The following is a 19,587-nucleotide window of genomic DNA, read 5'->3' as shown; positions in this document are numbered from 1 at the left end:
GCGCGAACGGTCATCTCAGGCTTTGCCAATTCTTGCCGCCTTGCCCTTGTCGACCCACCACAGCGCTTCGACCGGAAAGTCGAAATCGGGTTTCCGCTCGGGAAAGCCGAACATGTCCCAAAAGGCGCTTCGGTGATTCGCCAGGAACCAACTTGGAATCCAATCGCGCCGCGCACGCAAGACCCGGTCGAGCGCGCGCATGGCGATTGTAAGGCTTTCGCGATCCGTGGCGGCGCCTGCGGCGTCGACCAGGGCGTCGACGGCCGGGCTCGATGTTCCAGGCAGGTTGCGTGTGCCCGGCAGGGCAGCCGCTCGCGAGTGGAAAATGGTTTCGAGGTCGTCACGGGTCGGCGTCGCCGGAAACGAGGCTGCGACCGAGACGAGATCGTAGTCGAACGAATTCTGCCGCAGCTGATACTGCGCCGCATCAACCAGCCGGATCGAGGCGTCGATGCCGACCGCCTTCATGTTTTCGACCCAGGGAGAATAGACCTGTTCGAAGACCTCGTCGTCGACAAGGAACTCTGCCGACAACCGACCGCCTTTTTCGTTCACGACGAAATTGCCGGACCGTTTCCAGCCAGCGTCCGTCAGGAGCTTGGCTGCCTTGCCAAGCAGTTGGCGGTCACGGCCGGAGCCATTCGACACGGCTTGCATAACGGCTTCGCCAAAGGCCTCGGCAGGAATCTGGTCGCGCAGCGGCTCGAGCAAGGCCAATTCCCCGGGCGATGGCCTGCCTTCGGCGCGAAAGTCGGATTGCTCGAAGCAGGATTGCGAGCGCTCGTAGGAGCCATAAAAGAAATTGCGCCGCGTCCATTCGAAGTCGAAGCACAGCCCGATCGCCTGCCGTACGCGCGGGTCGCGAAACTGCTCGCGCCGCTGGTTGACGGCGGTGCCCTGCATCGAAGGCACGGTTTCGGCCGGGAATTCGTGCTTCACCACCTTGCCGGCGGTGAAGGCGGGGAAGTCGTAACCTGTCGCCCAGACACGCGCGGTGTATTCCTCCCTGTAGAGGATTTCTCCCTTCTTGAACGCTTCGAAGGCAACGCTGCGGTCCTGGTAGAACTCAACGCGGATCCGCTGAAAATTGTTCTGGCCGCGATTGACCGGCAGGTCGTTGGCCCAATAGTCCGCCACACGCTCATATTCGATCCAAGCTCCTGCCGACCAGCGACCGACCTTGTAGGCGCTAGAGCCCAGTGGCGGGTTCATCTGCGAGGAATCGAACGGGTTGGCCGTGTAGAACGCCTTCGACAGGATCGGGAACTCTACGGCGTTGAGGATGGTGCGACTTGTCTGCTTGCCGGAAAACTTGAGCTGCAACGTGTGGGCATCCACGGCAATCGCGTCATCCAGATGCGTCAGCGGCAGGGAATAGTACGGGTGCCCCTTGTCCTTGAGCAACTTGAAGGTGAAGGCGGCATCCTCGGCCGTCAATGGCGTGCCGTCATGGAAACGCGCTTGCGGGCGTAGCGAGAAGGTGAAGTCGTTGCGGTCGTCCGAAATCGTCACCCCGTCTGCGATCAGCCCGTAGACGGCGTCAGGCTCGTCGAAGGCTCTCACCATCAGCGTATCGAAACACATCTCCATGCGCTGCGGCGCATCGCCTTTGGGCACGAACGAATTCAGCGTGTTGAAAGTTAGCGGCGTCTGGTTGGCGCGCCAGTTGCGCGGCAGGAAGTTGAAGGTGCCGCCTTGCGGCGCATCGACATTGACATAGTCGAAATGGGTGAAGTCCGGCTTGTATTTGAGGTCGCCGAAAGCCGACAGGCCATGCAGTTTCGCGCCGGTCGGGCTGGCTGCGAAAGCCCTGCCCGGCAGCAGCGCAGCGGCGGTCGCCGCGGCGCCGAGCGCGAGGAAATCGCGGCGGGGAGCACCGCCATCAATTGCTGCCCTTGTACTTAGCCGCGAGCGCCTTTTCCTTGTCCTGGTCGACCCACCAGGAATCGAGATCGGCGCCGACATAGGCAGGCTGTTTGTCGGGGATGCCGAATTTGTTCCAGTAAGCCAGCCAGACCACCGGCCGGTGCCATTGCGGCACGACGTAGTAGCTCCACAACAGCACCCGATCGAGTGCATGGGTGGCGGCGACGAGGTCGTCGCGGTCGGTGGCGAAGATGACGCGGTCAACCAGTGCGTCGACAATCGGATCCTTGATGCCCACCAGGTTTCGAGAACCCGGCGTATCGGCGGCCTTCGAGCTCCAGAAGTCGCGCTGCTCGTTGCCCGGCGACTCGGACTGGCCGAACAATCCCGTCACGACATCGAAATCGAAATTGCGGCTGCGGTTCACATACTGGCTGGGATCGACGATACGAAGATTGGCGTCGATGCCGATCTTGCGCAGATTGCCGACATAGGGATTGGCGATGACCTCATCGGTCGGGTCCTTGCCGAGTATTTCCAGCTTGAACTGTTGACCTGTCTGGGCGTTGACCATCTTGCCGCCCTTGATGACCCAGCCCGCCTCAGCAAACAGATCGACCGCCGCTTTCAGATATTTCCGCTCGGCCTGCGGGGAATCGTAGACAGGCAGCTTGAACGGTTCCGTGAACAGCTCCGGTGGCAGCTTGTCCCGGTACTGCTGCAGGATATCCAGCTCCTTGCCTTGCGGCAGGCCGCTCGATGCCAGTTCGGTGCCCTGGAAATAGCTTGAGGTGCGCGTGTTCAGGCCGAAGAACAGCGTGCGGTTCATGCTTTCGAAGTCGAGCACATCGGTCAGCGCATGGCGCACCCGGCGATCCTGGAACTGCGGGCGGCGCACATTGAGCACGAAACCCTGCATGGGCTGGGGAGATTCAGTCTTGAACTCCCTCTTGATGACGTCGCCTGCCTTGATCGCCGGAAAATTATAGAAGGTCGACCAGCGCCTTGAACTGTTTTCCGCGTTGATGTCCTCGAGTCCACCCTTGGTGAAGGCCTGCCAGGCGGCATTCTCATCGAGGATGTAGGTGTAGCGTCTGACGTCGAAATTCTCGCGGCCGATCTTTACCGGCAGTTTGGCGCCCCAATAGTCGGGCACGCGCTGCCAGACGATCTCAGAGCCTGCTTTGAAGCTGGCAATCTTGTAGGCGGCCGAGCCCAGCGGCGGCTCCAGCGTGCCCTTGGTGATGTCGCGCTTCTTGCCATTGGCGTCGGTGCCCTCCCACCAGTGCTTGGGTAGCACGACGAGGTCGCCCAGGATTTTGGGCAGTTCGCGGTTACCCTTCTGGCTGAAATGGAACTCGACCTCGCGGTCGGAGACGGCCACGGCATCGGTGACATTCTCGAAATAGCGGCTGTACATCGGGCTGTTGGCCTTCAGCACCTGGAACGACCAGATGACGTCATCGGCGGTGATCGGCTGGCCGTCATGCCACTTGGCGCGCGGATCGAGGCGGTACGTCGCCGAGGAATAATCCGGTGGAAATTTGTAAGCGTCGGCGATCAACGGGTGGCTGGCGCTGCCTTCGTCGGTCGCCTGCTCCATCAACGTGTCGTAGAGCAGTCCGCCGCCGAACTGGGAGAAGCCCGCAGCGGCCGAGCCCTGCACGATATAGGGATTGAAGCTATCGAAGGTGCCCGGCACCACTGAGTTCAGCGTTCCGCCCTTCGGCGCATCGGGGTTGACGTAGTCGTAGTGCTGGAAATTGTCGCCGTACTTGGATTGGCCGATCAGCGAAGACGTAGTCCGCCACTCGTCAGCTTGGGTCCCCTGCATCCCCACTGCAAGCAGGGCTGCCGTCAGCAACGACTTCAGAACCGTTCGGCCAACCGTCATGCACTATCCTCTTCGCGATGCGTGCCAGATCATCCAGACGGCAATCCTAGATGATTTGACGCTGGTGAAAACCGCAACGCGCCGACTTTGTCGCCGCACCATGCATTTCCCAACAAAAAAGCCGGGCTGAACCCGGCTTTTTTGAGATGGTCGAGATTACAAATCGGTTACTTGGCCGGCGCTGCCGGAGCCGGTGCGGCGGGCTTGGCAGGTGCCGCGCCTTCGGCCGGTTTGGCCGGAGCCGCACCCGCAGCGGGCTTGGCGGCATCAGCCGGCTTGGAAGCGTCGGCTGCGGCGCCCGGCTGCGGCAACGGCTTCGGATTGTCCGACAGCGTGCGCAGATAGGCGATCACGTCGGCGCGGTCTTCTTCCTTCGGCAGGCCGGCAAAGCCCATCGCCGTGCCCTTCACGTCCTTCTTCGGCGACGTGATGAAGTGGTTGATGTTCTCATAGGTCCACTTCTCGGTGCCGCCCTTGGAATATTCCTTCATGCCGGCTGAATAGGCAAAACCCTCGTGAGAGGCGACGGGGCGCTCGACGACGTCCCACAGATCGGGGCCGACCTTGTTGGGACCGCCTTTTTCGCCGGAATGGCAGGCCTGGCACTTCTTGAAGATGGCGGCGCCCTTTTCGACACTGGCGCTCGCCAGGAGGTCGGCGATCGGCTTTTCGGCTGCGGCGGGCGCGGCCGGGCCACCTTCGGTCGGCTCCTGGGCTTCGATGATGAAGCCGGGCTTCTCGGGCGTCGGCGAAGCGTAAAGCCCGTCGGAGATCAGGCCCACCGAGAAGAGGACGAAGCAGGTTCCCAGAAATCCGCCGAGCAGCTTGTTGACTTCGTTGGAATCCATGCGCCCCTTGCTCCCTTTTCCGGCGGACCGTCCCGTCCACTCCGTCCGTCGGTATCGCGAACAGCCCCGAAAGGCCAGTCAAATCGGGCGGAAACTAGGTCTTTTGCTTCGGCGTTGCAACACCTATAAGGGCGCTTCCAGTGAGACCTTTTGCCACTTTTCCATCCGCTTTTTCCGGCCACCCAAGAATCCGATGTCGACCTTGATCCTGATCCCCGCCCGCATGGCCTCGACGCGCCTGCCGGGCAAGCCGCTGGCCGATATCGCGGGCGTGCCGATGATCGTCCACGTCGCGCGCCGTGGCGCCGAGGCCGGGCTCGGCCGCGTGGTGGTGGCGACGGATACGCAAACGGTCGCCGAAGCCGTGCGGGAGCATGGTTTCGAGGCGGTCATGACCCGCATGGACCATGAATCGGGCTCCGACCGCATTTTCGAGGCGCTTTGCGCCCTCGATCCGGACAAAAAGGTCGAAACCATCGTCAACGTGCAGGGCGACCTGCCGACGATCGATCCCGACATCATCGGCGCGTCGCTGCGCCCGTTCGAGGATAAGTCGGTCGATATCGCCACGCTCGGCGTCGAAATCGTGCGCGACGAGGAGAAGACCAATTCGAACGTGGTCAAGATCGTCGGCTCGCCGCTCTCGGCGACACGGCTCAAGGCGCTCTATTTCACCCGCGCCACCGCACCCTGGGGCGAGGGGCCGCTCTATCATCACGTCGGCCTCTACGCCTATCGCCGCGCGGCGCTCGAGCGCTTCGTGGCGCTGAAGCCTTCGCCGCTGGAGCGGCGCGAGCGGCTGGAGCAGCTGCGGGCGCTAGAGGCCGGCATGCGCATCGACGCCGAGATCGTTAAATCGCTGCCGCTTGGCGTCGACACGCCGCACGACCTCGATCGCGCCCGGCAAATCCTTTCAAAATGAGACCATCCTTATGACCGCCAAGACCAACAGAATTTCCTTCCAGGGCGAGCCCGGCGCCAATTCCGACACCGCCTGCCGCAACATGTTCCCGTCGATGGAACCGCTGCCGTGCCCGACCTTCGAGGACGCCTTCAACGCAGTCGAGACCGGCAAGGCCGAACTCGCCATGATCCCGATCGAAAACACCATCGCCGGCCGCGTCGCCGACATTCATCATCTTTTGCCGGAATCGAAGCTCAACATCGTCGGCGAATATTTCCTGCCGATCCATTTCCAGCTGATGGTGCTGCCGGGCGTCAGGCGCGACGAGATCAAGACCGTGCATAGCCACATCCATGCGCTCGGACAGTGCCGCAAATACATCCGCAAGAATGGCTGGAAGCCGGTGATTGCAGGCGACACGGCGGGCTCGGCCAAGATGGTCTCCGAGGTCAAGGACCGCACCATGGCCTCGCTGGCGCCGGCTCTGGCCGCCGAACTTTATGGCCTCGACATCATCGAGAAGAATGTCGAGGACACCGATTCCAACGTCACCCGCTTCGTCGTGCTGACCAAGAACAAGCAATGGGCGGAGCGCCCAGCGCCGGACGCCAAGATGATGACCACCTTCATCTTCCGCGTCCGCAACGTGCCGGCCGCGCTCTACAAGGCGATGGGCGGCTTCGCCACCAACGGCATCAACATGACCAAGCTGGAGAGCTACCAGCTCGGCGCCTTCACCGCGACGCTGTTTTACGCCGACATCGAGGGCCATCCGGACGATCCGCTGGTCAAGCTGGCGCTCGACGAGCTGCGCTTCTTTTCGCGCGAGGTCCGCATCCTCGGCGTCTACCCGGCAAGCGCCTCGCGCGAGCAGTGGAAAGTGGCGGATTAGCAACGACCCAAATTCAGGTCAGGCCGGCCTCACCTGAATTTCAGCCGAAGCCGAGCGGCACGTAGTCGATCTCCATGAACGTCTCGACCTCGGGTACCCAGCGGTCGCGCACGAACGCCACATGGTCGGGATGTTCGTTGTAGCGGGTGTAGGCCGCCTGGTCGGCGAACTCCATCGAGAAGCCGTACTGGAAGTCGTTCTTCGGGCTGACCTGCCGCAACTGCTCGAAATGCGTGACGCCCTTGATGGCGGACAGGATCTTGCGCGCATCGTGCAGGAAGCGCTTGGTCTCAAGCGAATGCTGCTCATGCTTCAGCGTGAACACGACGGTATGACGGATCATTCTTCTGCTCCTATTCGCTGTCGACCCAGGCGCGGATGAGGTGATGCGCGATAGCCCCCTTCGGCGGCGTGATCAAGCTGTCGGCGTGCTGCCGGTCCAGCATCGTGCGCACCTCGTCGCGAAAAAACCAGCGGCAGTCTTCCAGCTCGTTGAGGTCGGCCTGGATGTCCTCGTTGAGCGGCTCGCCGAAACAGCCGATCATCAGCGAATAAGGGAACGGCCAGGGTTGGCTGGCGTGGTAGACGACGCGACCGAGCCGGATGCCGGCTTCCTCGAGCGTCTCGCGGCGCACCGCCGCCTCGATCGTTTCGCCGGGCTCGATGAAGCCGGCAAGCGCCGAATACATGCCTGGCGCGAAATGCCGGCCGCGTCCGAGCAGGCACTTTTCGCGCGTTGCCGTCAACATGATCGCCACCGGGTCGGTGCGCGGGAAATGTTCGGTGCCGCAGGCCGGACAATGCCGCTTGTAGCCGCCGGCGCGCACTTCCGAGCAATTGCCGCATTTCGAGCAGAAGGCGTGGCTGGCATGCCAGGCAAGCAGTGCCGCTCCTTGCGCCAGCGCGCCGGCCGCAGCCTCGTCGATCAGGCCTTGCATGTAGACGGAGCGATAATCGATCGCCTTGATCGTCTCGGGAAGTTTTTCCGGTTCGACGCCGGCGGGAACAGCCAGCACCGGCCCGCCGTCGGAAAAGCCGAGCAGCACGCCGCGGTCGAGGGATACCTCGAAGGGCTCGCTTCCACTGGCGTTGAACCAGGGGTCGAACTTGCCGTCGTCCAGTTTGAGATAGAGCCGGCCGGCATGCATCAGCATCAGCCGCGCGGCGGGGTCCGCCAGCGCTTTTTCGACCGAGTCGTCAGCCCGGTTCTCGGACTGCCGGTCGATCTGATTGCCGGCGAAACCGACAAACTGGCTGGGTTCGCGCAATGGCGCGTCAAACAGGCGAAAGCTCATGGGAGACTCGGGGGCAAGCTGCAAAGTGGACACGGACGTCAGCTTATAACGCCGCCTTGATCGTTTCGGCAAACCGTCGGATGTCGGAGCGGTGGTAGGGCTCGCGCATGCCATGCCCCCAGACGGGACCTGGCCAGCCGGGATCGCCCTCTGAGCGGGCCACGACATGGACATGCAGCTGCCGCACGATGTTGCCCAGCGCGCCGGTGTTGATCTTGGTGCAGCCGGTCGTCCGCTTCAGCGCCTGCGCCACCATATTGGTCTCGAAGGTCAGCATCGCCTGGTCGAGCGGCGTCATCTCGTGGATTTCTTCCACGCCCGGACGTTGCGGCACCAGCACCAGCCAGGGCCAGCGCCGGTCGTTCATCACCCTGAGTTCGCACAGGCCAAGCCACATAAGCTGCTCGCTGTCCGCCTCCAGCCGGGCGTCCAGCGTAAATCCGGCCTTCAGGCCAGGCAGCATGGGCGTTTCCTTCACTTTTGTTATTTTGCAGGCACTTTCCAAACCCGCAAACGCTAGAGCGGCGGCAAGGTGGCTGCAAGCGATTCATTGACCGCTGTATCGATTTGAAGGACTTTCCCGCGTCGATATGGCCGGGGTGCCTGCTCTGCCCTTGCATTTCGTCGCTGAATTGCCGATATGGAGCGCGGGAGGTTGGTGGTGGACGATCCACTCGCCAACCGGGTCAGGTCCGGAAGGAAGCAGCCCTAACGAGCCCGGAACGGGTCATTGTTCCAGCCTCCCACCTCATCGGACCCTCTCGCGACATTGACGACGCATTGCTGCGCGGGCGAGACTATTGGAGCAATTCCAGGGAAAGTGTGAGCGGTTTCCCGCCCGGAATTGCGTTAAAGCAAAGAGATAGAGCGGTTCGCCGTTTCCAGAAACGGTGAAACGCTCTAACAGGAATCGGCCACCCTTTGACGTGGCCTTTTGGAGCTCCACGGGCGAATGAGCGAAGCCGGAAATTCGGGACCAAAAAGCCTGGAGATAGCAAAGGCCGGCGTCTATCGCGTGCTGGCGCGCAAATACCGCCCGTCGAATTTCTCCGAGCTGATCGGCCAGGAGCCGATGGTGCGTACGCTGACCAATGCGTTTGCCACCGGCCGCATCGCCCAGGCCTGGATGTTGACCGGCGTGCGCGGGGTCGGCAAGACGACCACGGCGCGCATCCTGGCGCGTGCGCTCAACTACAAGACCGCCGCCGTCGACCAGCCATCCGTCGATCTCTCCATCCTCGGCGAGCACTGCCAGGCGATCATGGAAGGCCGCCATGTCGACGTCATCGAGATGGACGCCGCCTCGCATACCGGCATCGATGACATCAGGGACATCATCGACCGCGTGCGCTACGCGCCGGTTTCGGCCCGCTACAAGGTCTACATCATCGACGAAGTGCACATGCTCTCCACCCAGGCCTTCAACGGCCTGTTGAAGACGCTGGAAGAGCCGCCGCCGCACGTCAAATTCATCTTCGCCACCACCGAGATCCGCAAGGTGCCGATCACGGTCCTGTCGCGCTGTCAGCGCTTTGACCTTCGACGTATCGATCCAGCGGTAATCAAGGTCGATCTCGGTCGCATTGCCGGCCTCGAAGGCATCGATGCCGAGGATCAGGCGCTGGCGATGATTGCGCGCGCCGCCGAGGGATCAATGCGCGACGCGCAGTCGATCCTGGACCAGGCGATCGCCCACGGTGCCAGCAAGGTGACGGCCGAGGCCGTGCGTGCCATGCTAGGCTTGGCCGACCGCGCCCGCATCATCGACCTGTTCGAGCACGTCATGAAGGGCGACGTAGCGGCTGCGCTCGCAGAATTCCGCGCCCAGTATGACATTGGCGCCGATCCGGTCGCCGTGCTCACCGATCTTGCCGAATTCAACCATCTCGTCACACGGCTGCGCTTCATACCCTCGGCGGCCGAGGACGCCTCGCTGTCCGAGGATGAGCGTCGGCGTGGCGCGGATTTCGCCAACACGCTGTCCGTCAGGGTGCTGTCGCGGACCTGGCAGATGCTGTTGAAGGGCATTCCCGAGGTGCAGTCGTCCAACCGCCCGGTCAGCGCCGGCGAGATGGTGTTGATCAGACTGGCGCATGCCGCTGATCTGCCGACGCTGGACGAGGCGCTGAAGTCCTTGGAGGGCGCAGCGCCTGTGTCGAGTGGCGCGCCACGCCCGAACGGCGCACCCGCCAGTCCCGGCAATGGCGGCGGCGCCAGCGCGGTGGTGCAGGCGCGCATGCCCGCTGCCAATGGCGGCGCGCAGACCATGCGGTTGGTCGAGGCTCAGCCGGCGCCAGCAGCCTTCGTGCCGGCGCCGGAGCCCGTTGTCGAAGCGCCTGCCGTGCCGGTCAAATCGCTGGCCGACATTGTCGCGCTGGCCGACGCCAATCGCGACATGGCCTTCAAGGTGCTGATGAAGCGCTGCGTGCGACCGGTGCGCTTCGAGCCCGGCCGCATCGATGTCACCTTGACCGACGATGCGCCGAAGATGCTGCTCAATGACCTGACCTCCAAGCTGCGCGCCTGGACCGGCCGCAACTGGCTGGTGTCGCTGTCGAAGGACGAGGGCGGCCAGACGCTGGCCGAGATGGAATCGACCAAGCGCGAGAACGCGTTCTCCGACGCCAAGGCCGATCCCACGGTCGCCGCCATCCTGGCGCGCTTTCCCGGCGCCAAGATCATCGACGTGCGCATACCCGACGTGCCGGATGTGGAAGAGGCCGAGGCCGAAGTGCCGGTCGAGCCCGCCACCGACGATGATGAGATATGAAGCATGATCCATGGGCCGAATGCGGTCGGATCACTTGGGAACTGACAGAACAAGAGGACCAAACGGATGAAAGATCTTCTCGGCCTGATGGGTAAGGCGAAGGAAATGCAGGCCAAGTTCCAGGCCATGCAGGACGAGATCGCCACGCTGGAAGCGACCGGACAGTCGGGCGGCGGCCTGGTCAGCATCACGCTGACCGGCAAGTTCGAAATGAAGACGCTGAAGATCGATCCGTCGCTGATCAAGGCGGACGAAGCCGAGATCCTCGAGGACCTCATTCTGGCCGCCCACAATGACGCCAAAAATAAGGTCGAGGCCATCATGCAGGAGAAGACCAAGGCGCTCACGGCAGGCCTGCCGATTCCCCCGGAATGAAATTGCCGTTCTGAGGCGGTCCCCGCCAGTTAATTGATTATGAACGAAAATTGAGCGCGGACGGCGTTATTAACCAATTCCCCGGTGATGCTCACGCGCTCGTATCGCTCCATTCATAAAGTTTTACCTATGTCGAGAACTTGCTAACCTTCTAGCCATCTTTTTGCCTGAAAGAGTCTCATTCTTGCCACATCTCGGGGCGGGCTGGCATCTGGACATGAGGCTTTTTTGTTGATCGCGACGCGATGGAAGACGCCGCTGCTGCTTGTCGGCATCGTCTTTTCCCCCTTGCTCCTGGCCGGTTGCAGCCAGACGACCTCTTCCCATGGCATGTCGGTGTCGGGCCTGGCTGACGCGCTCACGCCGAGCTTCCTCACCACGCGCACCAGCCACTCGCTGAAGGACAGGGAGTGCCTGGAACGGGCGATGTTCTTCGAATCCAACCGGTCGAGCCGCGACGGCATGATCGCCGTTGGCACGGTGGTCATGAACCGGTTGCGTTCGGGCCAGCATGGCAACACCATCTGCGAGGTCGTCGGCGAGCAGGGCCAGTTCGCGCCCGGCGTGCTGACGCGGCCGATGAACTCGAGGGCGCTGCCGGATGTCGAGGAAGCGGCCGATGCGGTGCTGAGAGGCGAGCGCAAGGGCAAGCTCAAGAACACCATGTATTTCCACACCGCCGGCCTTCGCTTCCCTTACAAGAACATGCACTACACGATGGTGGCCGGCGGCAACGCCTTCTATGAGAAGCGTGGCCGCAACTGGCAGCCGCTGCCCGATGAGCCGATGGTCGCCATGAACACGGACCAGCCGCAGAAACCGGTGCCGGCTGCGCCGGTGCTGGTCGCCTCCGCCGAGCCTGTGGTGAAGACCATCGTGCGTCCGGACCCGGCCAAGCAGGCCGGTGTGACCACCGCCGCGGTGCCGGCATCTTCGGCCAGGAAGGTCAAAACCGTACCCGCTGATCAGACCTTTATGACCGCCTCGGTGGCTCCGTCGCAAAAGTCCGGCCGCGTCGCGCAGAAGCAGACCTTGGTCGCGATGCAGGAGCCGATGGCCGAGCCGGATGCCTCGCGTTTCGGCGGCGCCGTCAAGGCCCGCTACATCTCTTCGGTGCCGAACGCGCCGCAGGAAGCGGGGATGGGTTTCCAGTCGACGCCTGACAACACCGACGCCATAGGCGCGATGATCGTCAGCCAGGACCGGCCGCTCGAAACCAATTGACGTAATCTCATTCAACGACACAAGGCCTGCCATGGCAGCATGGCAGGCCTTGTGTCGTTGCGGCTGTTCCAAGCCGCGCGGAAAAATCTTGGACCGGTTGACGCAATTCCGGACGGAAAACCGCTTCGCACTTTTCCTGGAATTGCTCTAGATCAGAGCGATGTCGAAGAGAATCGCCGGTCCCGAAATCGAACGCCTGATCCAGCTCCTGGCCAAGGTGCCGGGGCTCGGGCCGCGTTCGGCACGACGCGCGGCACTCCATCTCATCAAGAAGAAGGAGCAACTGCTCGCGCCTTTGGCCGCCGCCATGGCCGAAGCGGTCGACACGGTGCGCATCTGCTCGACCTGCGGCAATGTCGATACCTCCGACCCTTGCATGATCTGCACCGATCCGCGCCGAGACGCCGCCACATTGATCGTCGTCGAGGACGTTTCCGACCTCTGGGCTCTGGAGCGCGCAGCGGCGATGAACGTGCGCTACCATGTGCTCGGCGGCACGCTGTCGCCGCTCGACGGCATCGGGCCTGATCAGTTGAATATCCGCTCGCTGGTCGATCGCGTCGCCGGTGGCGAGGTCAAGGAGGTGATCCTGGCCGTCAACGCCACGGTCGAGGGGCAGACGACGGCGCATTACCTGACCGACCAGCTGTCCGGGTTCGAGATCAAGGTGACCAGGCTGGCCCACGGGGTGCCCGTCGGCGGCGAGCTTGATTATCTCGACGAGGGCACGCTGGCTGCGGCGCTCAAGTCGAGGACGGCGTTCTAAAGATCGGGGGGACTTGGAAATGACGGCAGAACCCGGCCTAAATCTATTCACATTTTTCCTGGCAACGCTTTTCGCCCTCCTCCTCGCTCTCCCTACCCACGCCGCCCCCATCGACGACCAGTTCCGTGCTTGGCTGCAGACCGACCTCTGGCCGGAAGCCAAATCCAAAGGCATCTCCAAGAAGACCTTTGACGAGGCCTTTCTTGGCGTGAAGCCGAACCTGAAACTGCCGGACCTCGTAACGCCCGGTGAGACTCCGACCACGCCTGAAAAGCAGCACCAGGCCGAGTTCGGCCCGCCCGCCAACTATTTCGCCGAAAAAATCGTCCGCGCCGTCACCAGCGGAGGTCGCACGCGTGAGAGCGCCAATGCCAGGGTGCTCGGGCTGATCGAGAAACGCTACGGCGTGCCGGGCGAGATCGTGCTGGCGATCTGGGGCCGCGAGACCGGCTTCGGCGCCGCCAAGATGCCTTACGACGCCTTCGAGGTGCTGGGCACCAAGGCGTTCATGTCGACCAAGAAGGATTTCTTCCGCACTGAGCTGCTGGCGGCGCTCGACATCGTCGAGCGCGGGCTGGCGCCGGTCAATGCCATGAAATCGTCCTGGGCCGGCGCGCTTGGCCAGCCGCAATTCATGCCGACATCCTTCCTCAAGCATGCGGTCGATTTCGATGGCGACGGAAAGCCCGACATCTGGAACTCGACGCCCGACGTGCTCGCCTCGATCGCCAATTACTTCGTCCACTATGGCTGGGTGAAGGGGCGCGGCTGGGGCGTCGAGGTGACAGTGCCGGCAAGCGTGTCCTGCGCGCTCGAAGGCCCCGACCAGGGCAAGAAGATTTCCGACTGGGCGGCTATGGGCATCAAGCGCGTCGACGGCAAAGCGTTTCAGGCAAGCGAGCTGAAGGCACAAAGCTCTCTGCTGATGCCGGCCGGACGCAGTGGTCCGGCTTTCCTCGTCACGCCGAACTTCTATGTGATCAAGCAATACAACAACAGCGACCTCTACGGCCTGTTCATCGGCCATGCCGCCGACCGCATCGCCAAGGGCGACTACACCTTCTCCGGCAGTTGGGGCCCGGTCGGGGACCTCCACCGTTCCGATATCGCGGCCCTGCAGCGGGCGCTTGAGGCCAAGGGCTATGATGTCGGCAGCGTCGACGGGCTGCCCGGCTTCAAGACGCGCCGCTCGATCGGCGTGTGGCAGGCCAAGAACGGCAAACCCGCCACCTGCTTTCCTGATGCAAGCCTGGTCGCTGCGATCAAATAGCTGAACAAGCTGCGCTTTCCTGGTTGGAGGGTTCGCTTGAGGCTACCAGCTTTGCCTGGCCATTTTGTCATGCAAATCCGCGTTGCCGGTTCGAAAGCTGCCTTATATGCTGTTGACCAATTGGACAAAAACCACGACGCTACCGGATCAGAGCCGCCGTGCGGTTTCAAAAGAACGCTGCAATCCTGAGCCGGGAACTCAGGTCAATAATCAACAAAACAGGGAACGATCACCATGATGCTGGAAAAGTTTGCTTTGCGCTCGCGCGGCCTGCTCGTAGGCGTGGCGCTGTCGGCACTGTGCGCCGCACCCACTTTCGCGGCTAGCCCCGCCGACACGCTGGTCGAGGGCTTCGCCATCGACGATATCATCTCCATGGATCCGGGCGAGGCGTTCGAGCTGTCGACCGCCGAGGTCACCGGCAACACCTATGATCTCCTGGTCCGCCTCGACCTCAGCGACACCTCCAAAGTCAAGCCGGATCTCGCCGCGAGCTGGACCGTCTCCGACGATGGCCTGACTTACACCTTCAAGCTGAAGCCGGGCCTCAAATTCGCTTCGGGCAATCCGATCACCGCGGCCGATGTCGCCTATTCCTTCGAACGCGCCGTCAAGCTGGACAAGAGCCCGGCCTTCATCATCGGCCAGTTTGGCATCAGTGGCGACAACGTCACTGAAAAGGCCAAGGCCGTCGACGACTCTACGTTCCAGTTCACCGTCGACAAAGCCTATGCGCCGAGCTTCGTGCTGAACTGCCTCTCGGCTACCGTCGCCTCGGTTGTCGACGCCAAGCTGGTCAAGGAACATGTCGCCGCCGTGACGCCGAGCGCCGACTACAAATGGGACAATGATTTCGGCAACGCCTGGCTGAAGACCGGCTATGCCGGTTCCGGCGCCTACAAGTTGCGTGAATGGCGCGCCAACGAAGCTGTCGTCATGGAGCGCAACGACAATTATTACGGCGAGAAGGCCAAGCTCGCCCGCGTCATCTACCGCAACATGAAGGAAAGCTCGGCCCAGCGCCTGGCGCTCGAAGCCGGCGACATCGACGTTGCCCGCAACCTCGAGCCGAACGATCTCGACGCCATTGCCAAGAATGCCGACCTCGTCACCACCAGCGCGCCGAAGGGCACGGTCTATTACATCAGCCTCAATCAGAAGAACCCGACGCTTGCCAAGCCCGAGGTTCGCCAGGCGTTCAAATATCTGGTCGACTATGACGCGCTGAGCACGACCATCCTCAAGGGCATCGGCGAGATCCACCAGACCTTCCTGCCCAAGGGCGTTCTGGGTGAACTGGACGAGAACCCGTTCAAGCTCGACGTCGCCAAGGCCAAGGAACTGCTGGCCAAGGCTGGCCTGCCCGATGGTTTCAAGGTGACCATGGACGTTCGCACGGGACAGCCGACCACCGGCATGGCGGAATCGATCCAGCAGACGCTCGGCCAGGCCGGCATTCAGCTGGAGATCATCCCGGGCGATGGTAAGCAGACGCTGACCAAGTATCGTGCCCGCAACCACGACATCTATATCGGCAATTGGGGCCAGGATTATTTCGACCCGAACTCCAACGCCCAGACCTTCGCCTCCAATCCTGACAATTCGGATGCCGGCAAGTCTCACACGCTCGCCTGGCGCAACAGCTGGGACATTCCGGACCTGACCAAGGAAACGGAAGCAGCGCTTCTGGAGAAGGATGCGGGCAAGCGCGCCGATATGTACAAGGATCTCGAGAAGAAGATCCTCGACACCAGCCCCTTCGTCATCATCCATCAGCAGCTGGAAGTGGCCGGGTTGCGCAAGAACCTCAAGGGCTTTGCGCTCGGCCCGAGCTTCGACACCAACTTCGTCGGTCCGGTCTCGAAAGAGTAGTGCCCGCGGACGCGACGCGTGAGCGTGGCTGACAATCAGGCGGCGGCAGGGCGTGGAAGCGTCCGTGCCGTCGCGATTCTATCGTCGCTCGGCCGCTTTTTGATCATCGCGGTGACGACCTATCTCGGCCTGCTGGCGGTGACCTTCTTCATCGGCCGCGTCATCCCGATCGATCCGGTTCTGGCCGTCCTCGGCGACCGGGCGCCCACGGCGGTGGTTGAGCGCACGCGCCGCGAGATGGGGCTCGACCTGCCCTGGATCGAGCAGTTCTACATCTATGTCAAACACGCGCTGAGCGGTGATTTCGGCACGTCGGTGCTGACCACAAACCCGGTGATGTCCGACATCCGCCGCGTCTTCCCGGCCACCATCGAATTGGCGACGCTAGGCACGCTGATCGGCGCCATCATCGGCGTGCCGCTCGGCGTGCTGGCCGCCGTCAAGCGGGGCAGCCTGATCGACCAGGTGGCGCGCATCGTCGGCCTCATCGGCTATTCGGTGCCGATCTTCTGGCTGGGGCTGCTCGGCCTGGTGCTGTTCTATGCCAAGCTGCAGTGGATCGCCTTCCCGGCGCGGCTCGACGTCGTCTACGAATACACCTTCACGCCGATCACCGGCTTCTATCTGCTCGATGCCGCGATCCAGGGGCAATGGGACGTTTTCTACGACGCCTGGCGCCACATCGTCCTGCCGGCCGCGCTGCTCGGCTATCTGTCGCTAGCCTATATCAGCCGCATGACCCGGTCCTTCATGCTGAACGAGCTGGCGCAGGAATACATCGTCGCCGCGCGCGCCAAGGGCTTGTCGGAAAGCCGCATCATCTGGGGCCACGCGCTGCGTAACGCCGCGGTACCGATGGTGACGGTGATCGCGCTCTCCTACGCCAACCTGCTGGAGGGCTCGGTGCTGACCGAGACCGTTTTCTCCTGGCCCGGCATCGGCCTCTACATCACCAATTCGCTGCAGAACGCCGACATGAACGCCGTGCTTGGCGGCACCATCGCCATCGGCTCTGTCTTCATCGGCATCAACCTGTTCTCCGATCTGCTCTACCGGCTTCTCGATCCAAGGACCAAGGTCGGATGAGCGTCGAAACCCTCCAATCCCGGCGCGCGTGGCTGCTCAGCGAGCGGCCGGCCTCGCGCCTGCAGGCAAGGCTCGGCCGGGCCTATGTCGCCTGGCGGCGCTTCTCCGCCAACCGGCTGGCTTTGGTCGGGCTGTTGATCATCATCGCGCTTGTGGTGATCGCGGCCCTTGCCGGTGTGCTGGCGCCTTACTCCCCGACCTTCGGCGACCTCAAGAATGCCCGCCTGCTGGCGCCTGGCGCCGCGCATTGGTTCGGCACCGACGACCTTGGCCGCGACATCTATTCGCGCATCATCTATGGCACGCGCTGGACGCTTTACGTCGTGATCCTCGTCGCCATCATCGCGGCACCCATCGGCCTTCTGGTCGGCACGGTCGCCGGCTATGCCGGCGGCTGGACCGACGCCATCCTGATGCGCGTCACCGACATTTTTCTGGCGTTTCCCAAGTTGGTGCTGGCGCTGGCTTTTGTCGCCGCGCTTGGCCCCGGGATCGAGAACGCGATCATCGCGATCGCCATCACTTCCTGGCCGCCTTATGCGCGTATCGCGCGCGCCGAGACGCTGACCGTGCGCAACTCCGATTACATCAAGGCGGTTGAACTGATGGGCGCATCGTCCTTCCGCATCGTGCTGCGCCACATCATGCCGCTCTGCATCTCCTCGCTGATCATCCGCGTGACGCTCGACATGGCGGGCATCATCCTCATCGCCGCCGGCCTCGGCTTCCTCGGCCTCGGCGCGCAGCCGCCGCTGCCCGAATGGGGCGCGATGATCGCGTCCGGCCGCCGCTTCATCCTCGACCAGTGGTGGGTGGCCGCCGCACCTGGGGTCGCTATCCTCATCGTCAGCCTTGGCTTCAACCTGCTCGGCGATGGCCTGCGCGACGCGCTTGACCCCCGGAGTGGTGATCAATGAGTGGTGACCAATGAGCGGCGACACGCTTCTCGACGTCGACGATCTGCGCGTCACCTTTCCGACCCGCACCGGTCTCGTCCAGGCCGCTCGCGGCGTGTCGTTCTCGCTCGGCCGAGAGCGGCTGGGCATCGTCGGCGAGAGCGGCTCCGGCAAGTCGCAGACCGGCCGCGCCATCATGGGCCTGACCCCGCCGCAGGCCGAAGTTTCAGCGAAGAAGCTGAATTTCGACGGCATGGATCTGCTTTCGATATCTTCGCGTCAGCGCCGGGCGTTGCGCGGAAATCGCATCGCAATGATCCTGCAGGATCCGAAATACTCGCTCGACCCGGTGATGAGCATCGGCCGTCAGATCGTCGAAACGCTGCGCACGCATGAGAAGGTCTCCAAGGCCGAGGCGCGCGAGCGGGCGTTGGCCATGCTGCAGGCGGTGCAGATCCGCGACCCCAAGCGCGTTTTCGACCTCTATCCACATGAAGTCTCGGGCGGCATGGGCCAGCGCGCAATGATCGCCATGATGCTGATCGCCGGGCCAGAGCTGATGATCGCCGACGAACCGACTTCGGCGCTCGATGTCACCGTGCAGCTCGATGTGCTGGGCATCCTCGACAAATTGGTCAGCGAGCGTGGCATGGGGCTGATCTTCATCTCGCACGATCTGCGCCTGGTCTCCTCTTTCTGCGACCGCGTCGTCGTCATGTATGCCGGCAAGGTCGTCGAGCAGCTCAAGGCCTCCGAACTGCGCAGTGCCCAGCATCCCTATACGCGCGGGCTTCTCGACTGCATGCCGCGGATCGGCTTCGAGCGCCATCCGCTGCCGGTTCTCGACCGCAAGCGGGAGTGGGCGGCATGACCGCCGCGATCGCCGTCGAGGAGCTGGAGGTGGTCTTCGACCGTTTTCGCGCGCTGAAGGGCGTTAGCCTGGAGGTGGGCGAGGGCGACTCCTATGGGCTGGTCGGCGAAAGCGGATCCGGCAAGTCGACGCTGCTGCGAGCGATCACCGGCCTGGCGCCGGTCGCGTCAGGCACCATCACCGTCAACGGCAAGAAACTCGGCAGGACCCGCGACAAGGCCTTCTACCGCGAGGTGCAGATGGTCTTCCAGGATCCGTATGGCTCGCTGCATCCGCGTCAGACCGTCGATCGCCTGCTGCAGGAGCCGCTGGCGATCCACGGCATTGCCGATGGCGAAAAGCGCATCGAGCGCGCGTTGGACGAGGTCGGCCTCGGCACTGGTTTCCGCTTCCGCTACGCGCATCAGCTGTCCGGCGGCCAACGCCAGCGCGTGGCGATCGCGCGTGCGCTAATCCTCGAACCGTCGATTTTGCTGCTAGACGAGCCGACCTCGGCGCTCGATGCCTCGGTGCAGGCGGAAGTGCTCAACCTTCTCGAAGAGGTTCGCCGGCGCCGCAAGCTCACCTTCCTGATGGTCAGCCACGATCTCGCCATCGTCACCCATATGTGCGAGCGGCTGATGGTGATGCAGAACGGCGAGACGGTGGAGAAGCTGACCGCAAGCCAGCTCATCGGCCATCGCGTGAGCGCGGATTATACGCGCAATCTGCTCCGGGCGAGCGAGGGGTTTGTGCGGACGGCTTGATCTTCCCACACA

At 62.9% G+C, this 19,587-nt stretch carries 17 protein-coding genes, 1 other RNA gene and 1 pseudogene; 13 read left to right on the top strand and 6 right to left on the bottom strand.

The features are described 5' to 3' along the window. Positions 1–15 precede the first annotated feature (15 nt). From ACVDG8_RS15910 to ACVDG8_RS15900, 3 genes are all read right to left on the bottom strand, one after another. Entirely contained in the window at positions 16–1,965 is a 1,950-nt protein-coding gene (locus ACVDG8_RS15910; protein ID WP_455707782.1) for an extracellular solute-binding protein, read from the bottom strand. Continuing rightward, complete coding sequence (locus ACVDG8_RS15905; RefSeq protein WP_447255504.1) at positions 1,883–3,760, bottom strand: extracellular solute-binding protein; 1,878 nt, start codon at positions 3,758–3,760, stop codon at positions 1,883–1,885. The genes ACVDG8_RS15910 and ACVDG8_RS15905 overlap by 83 nt, the downstream gene beginning before the upstream one ends. Positions 3,761–3,927: 167 nt before the next feature. Further along, positions 3,928–4,608 (bottom strand): c-type cytochrome, encoded by a 681-nt coding sequence (locus tag ACVDG8_RS15900; protein WP_447255503.1) that lies wholly within the window; start codon positions 4,606–4,608, stop codon positions 3,928–3,930. 193 nt (positions 4,609–4,801) lie between these two features. Between ACVDG8_RS15900 and ACVDG8_RS15895 the strand changes: the two genes are divergently transcribed. Next, on the top strand, positions 4,802–5,530 hold the full coding sequence (locus ACVDG8_RS15895) for a 3-deoxy-manno-octulosonate cytidylyltransferase (protein ID WP_447255502.1): 729 nt from the start codon (positions 4,802–4,804) through the stop codon (positions 5,528–5,530). Positions 5,531–5,540: 10 nt separating this feature from the next. Beyond that, on the top strand, positions 5,541–6,404 hold the full coding sequence (locus ACVDG8_RS15890; RefSeq protein WP_447255501.1) for a prephenate dehydratase: 864 nt from the start codon (positions 5,541–5,543) through the stop codon (positions 6,402–6,404). 40 nt (positions 6,405–6,444) lie between these two features. Here ACVDG8_RS15890 and ACVDG8_RS15885 read toward each other — a convergent pair whose 3' ends face one another. From ACVDG8_RS15885 to ACVDG8_RS15875, 3 genes are read right to left on the bottom strand one after another with little or no spacing between them, the layout of a single operon-like run. Then, positions 6,445–6,747: a Dabb family protein gene (locus ACVDG8_RS15885; RefSeq protein ID WP_447255500.1), complete on the bottom strand. Its 303-nt coding sequence runs from the start codon at positions 6,745–6,747 to the stop codon at positions 6,445–6,447. 10 nt (positions 6,748–6,757) lie between these two features. Then, entirely contained in the window at positions 6,758–7,699 is a 942-nt protein-coding gene (nudC, locus tag ACVDG8_RS15880) for an NAD(+) diphosphatase (RefSeq protein ID WP_447255499.1), read from the bottom strand. A 43-nt stretch (positions 7,700–7,742) separates the two neighbouring features. After that, the gene (locus tag ACVDG8_RS15875) at positions 7,743–8,162 is read right to left on the bottom strand and encodes an HIT domain-containing protein (protein WP_447255498.1); all 420 of its coding nucleotides are present in this window, start codon (positions 8,160–8,162) and stop codon (positions 7,743–7,745) included. 187 nt (positions 8,163–8,349) lie between these two features. Here ACVDG8_RS15875 and ffs point away from each other — a divergent pair. The 11 genes and pseudogenes from ffs (at position 8,350) to ACVDG8_RS15820 (ending at position 19,575) form a co-directional block, all read left to right on the top strand. Beyond that, an RNA gene (gene ffs, locus ACVDG8_RS15870) (signal recognition particle sRNA small type) lies at positions 8,350–8,446 on the top strand. A gap of 205 nt (positions 8,447–8,651) precedes the next feature. Continuing rightward, positions 8,652–10,469: a DNA polymerase III subunit gamma/tau gene (locus tag ACVDG8_RS15865; protein WP_447255497.1), complete on the top strand. Its 1,818-nt coding sequence runs from the start codon at positions 8,652–8,654 to the stop codon at positions 10,467–10,469. 66 nt (positions 10,470–10,535) lie between these two features. Further along, a pseudogene (locus tag ACVDG8_RS15860) lies at positions 10,536–10,858 on the top strand (YbaB/EbfC family nucleoid-associated protein). Positions 10,859–11,075: 217 nt separating this feature from the next. Further along, on the top strand, positions 11,076–12,068 hold the full coding sequence (locus ACVDG8_RS15855) for a cell wall hydrolase (protein ID WP_447255495.1): 993 nt from the start codon (positions 11,076–11,078) through the stop codon (positions 12,066–12,068). A 160-nt stretch (positions 12,069–12,228) separates the two neighbouring features. After that, positions 12,229–12,834 carry a recombination mediator RecR gene (gene recR / locus ACVDG8_RS15850; RefSeq protein ID WP_447255494.1) on the top strand — a complete coding sequence of 202 codons (606 nt, stop codon included), beginning with the start codon at positions 12,229–12,231 and terminating at the stop codon, positions 12,832–12,834. A gap of 19 nt (positions 12,835–12,853) precedes the next feature. After that, the gene (locus ACVDG8_RS15845; protein WP_447255493.1) at positions 12,854–14,104 is read left to right on the top strand and encodes a lytic murein transglycosylase; all 1,251 of its coding nucleotides are present in this window, start codon (positions 12,854–12,856) and stop codon (positions 14,102–14,104) included. A 234-nt stretch (positions 14,105–14,338) separates the two neighbouring features. Further along, positions 14,339–15,976 carry an ABC transporter substrate-binding protein gene (locus tag ACVDG8_RS15840; RefSeq protein WP_447255492.1) on the top strand — a complete coding sequence of 546 codons (1,638 nt, stop codon included), beginning with the start codon at positions 14,339–14,341 and terminating at the stop codon, positions 15,974–15,976. Positions 15,977–15,994: 18 nt separating this feature from the next. After that, positions 15,995–17,062: an ABC transporter permease gene (locus ACVDG8_RS15835; RefSeq protein WP_447255491.1), complete on the top strand. Its 1,068-nt coding sequence runs from the start codon at positions 15,995–15,997 to the stop codon at positions 17,060–17,062. After that, on the top strand, positions 17,059–17,979 hold the full coding sequence (gene nikC / locus ACVDG8_RS15830; RefSeq protein ID WP_447255490.1) for a nickel transporter permease: 921 nt from the start codon (positions 17,059–17,061) through the stop codon (positions 17,977–17,979). Before ACVDG8_RS15835 ends, nikC begins: the two co-directional genes overlap by 4 nt. Before the next feature lie 10 nt (positions 17,980–17,989). Continuing rightward, the gene (locus ACVDG8_RS15825) at positions 17,990–18,829 is read left to right on the top strand and encodes an ABC transporter ATP-binding protein (protein ID WP_447255489.1); all 840 of its coding nucleotides are present in this window, start codon (positions 17,990–17,992) and stop codon (positions 18,827–18,829) included. Continuing rightward, complete coding sequence (locus tag ACVDG8_RS15820; protein ID WP_447255488.1) at positions 18,826–19,575, top strand: ABC transporter ATP-binding protein; 750 nt, start codon at positions 18,826–18,828, stop codon at positions 19,573–19,575. Before ACVDG8_RS15825 ends, ACVDG8_RS15820 begins: the two co-directional genes overlap by 4 nt. Positions 19,576–19,587: the final 12 nt, after the last annotated feature.

The organism is Mesorhizobium sp. ORM8.1, assembly GCF_053005525.2.
This window is presented reverse-complemented; position numbering and strand designations above follow the sequence as displayed.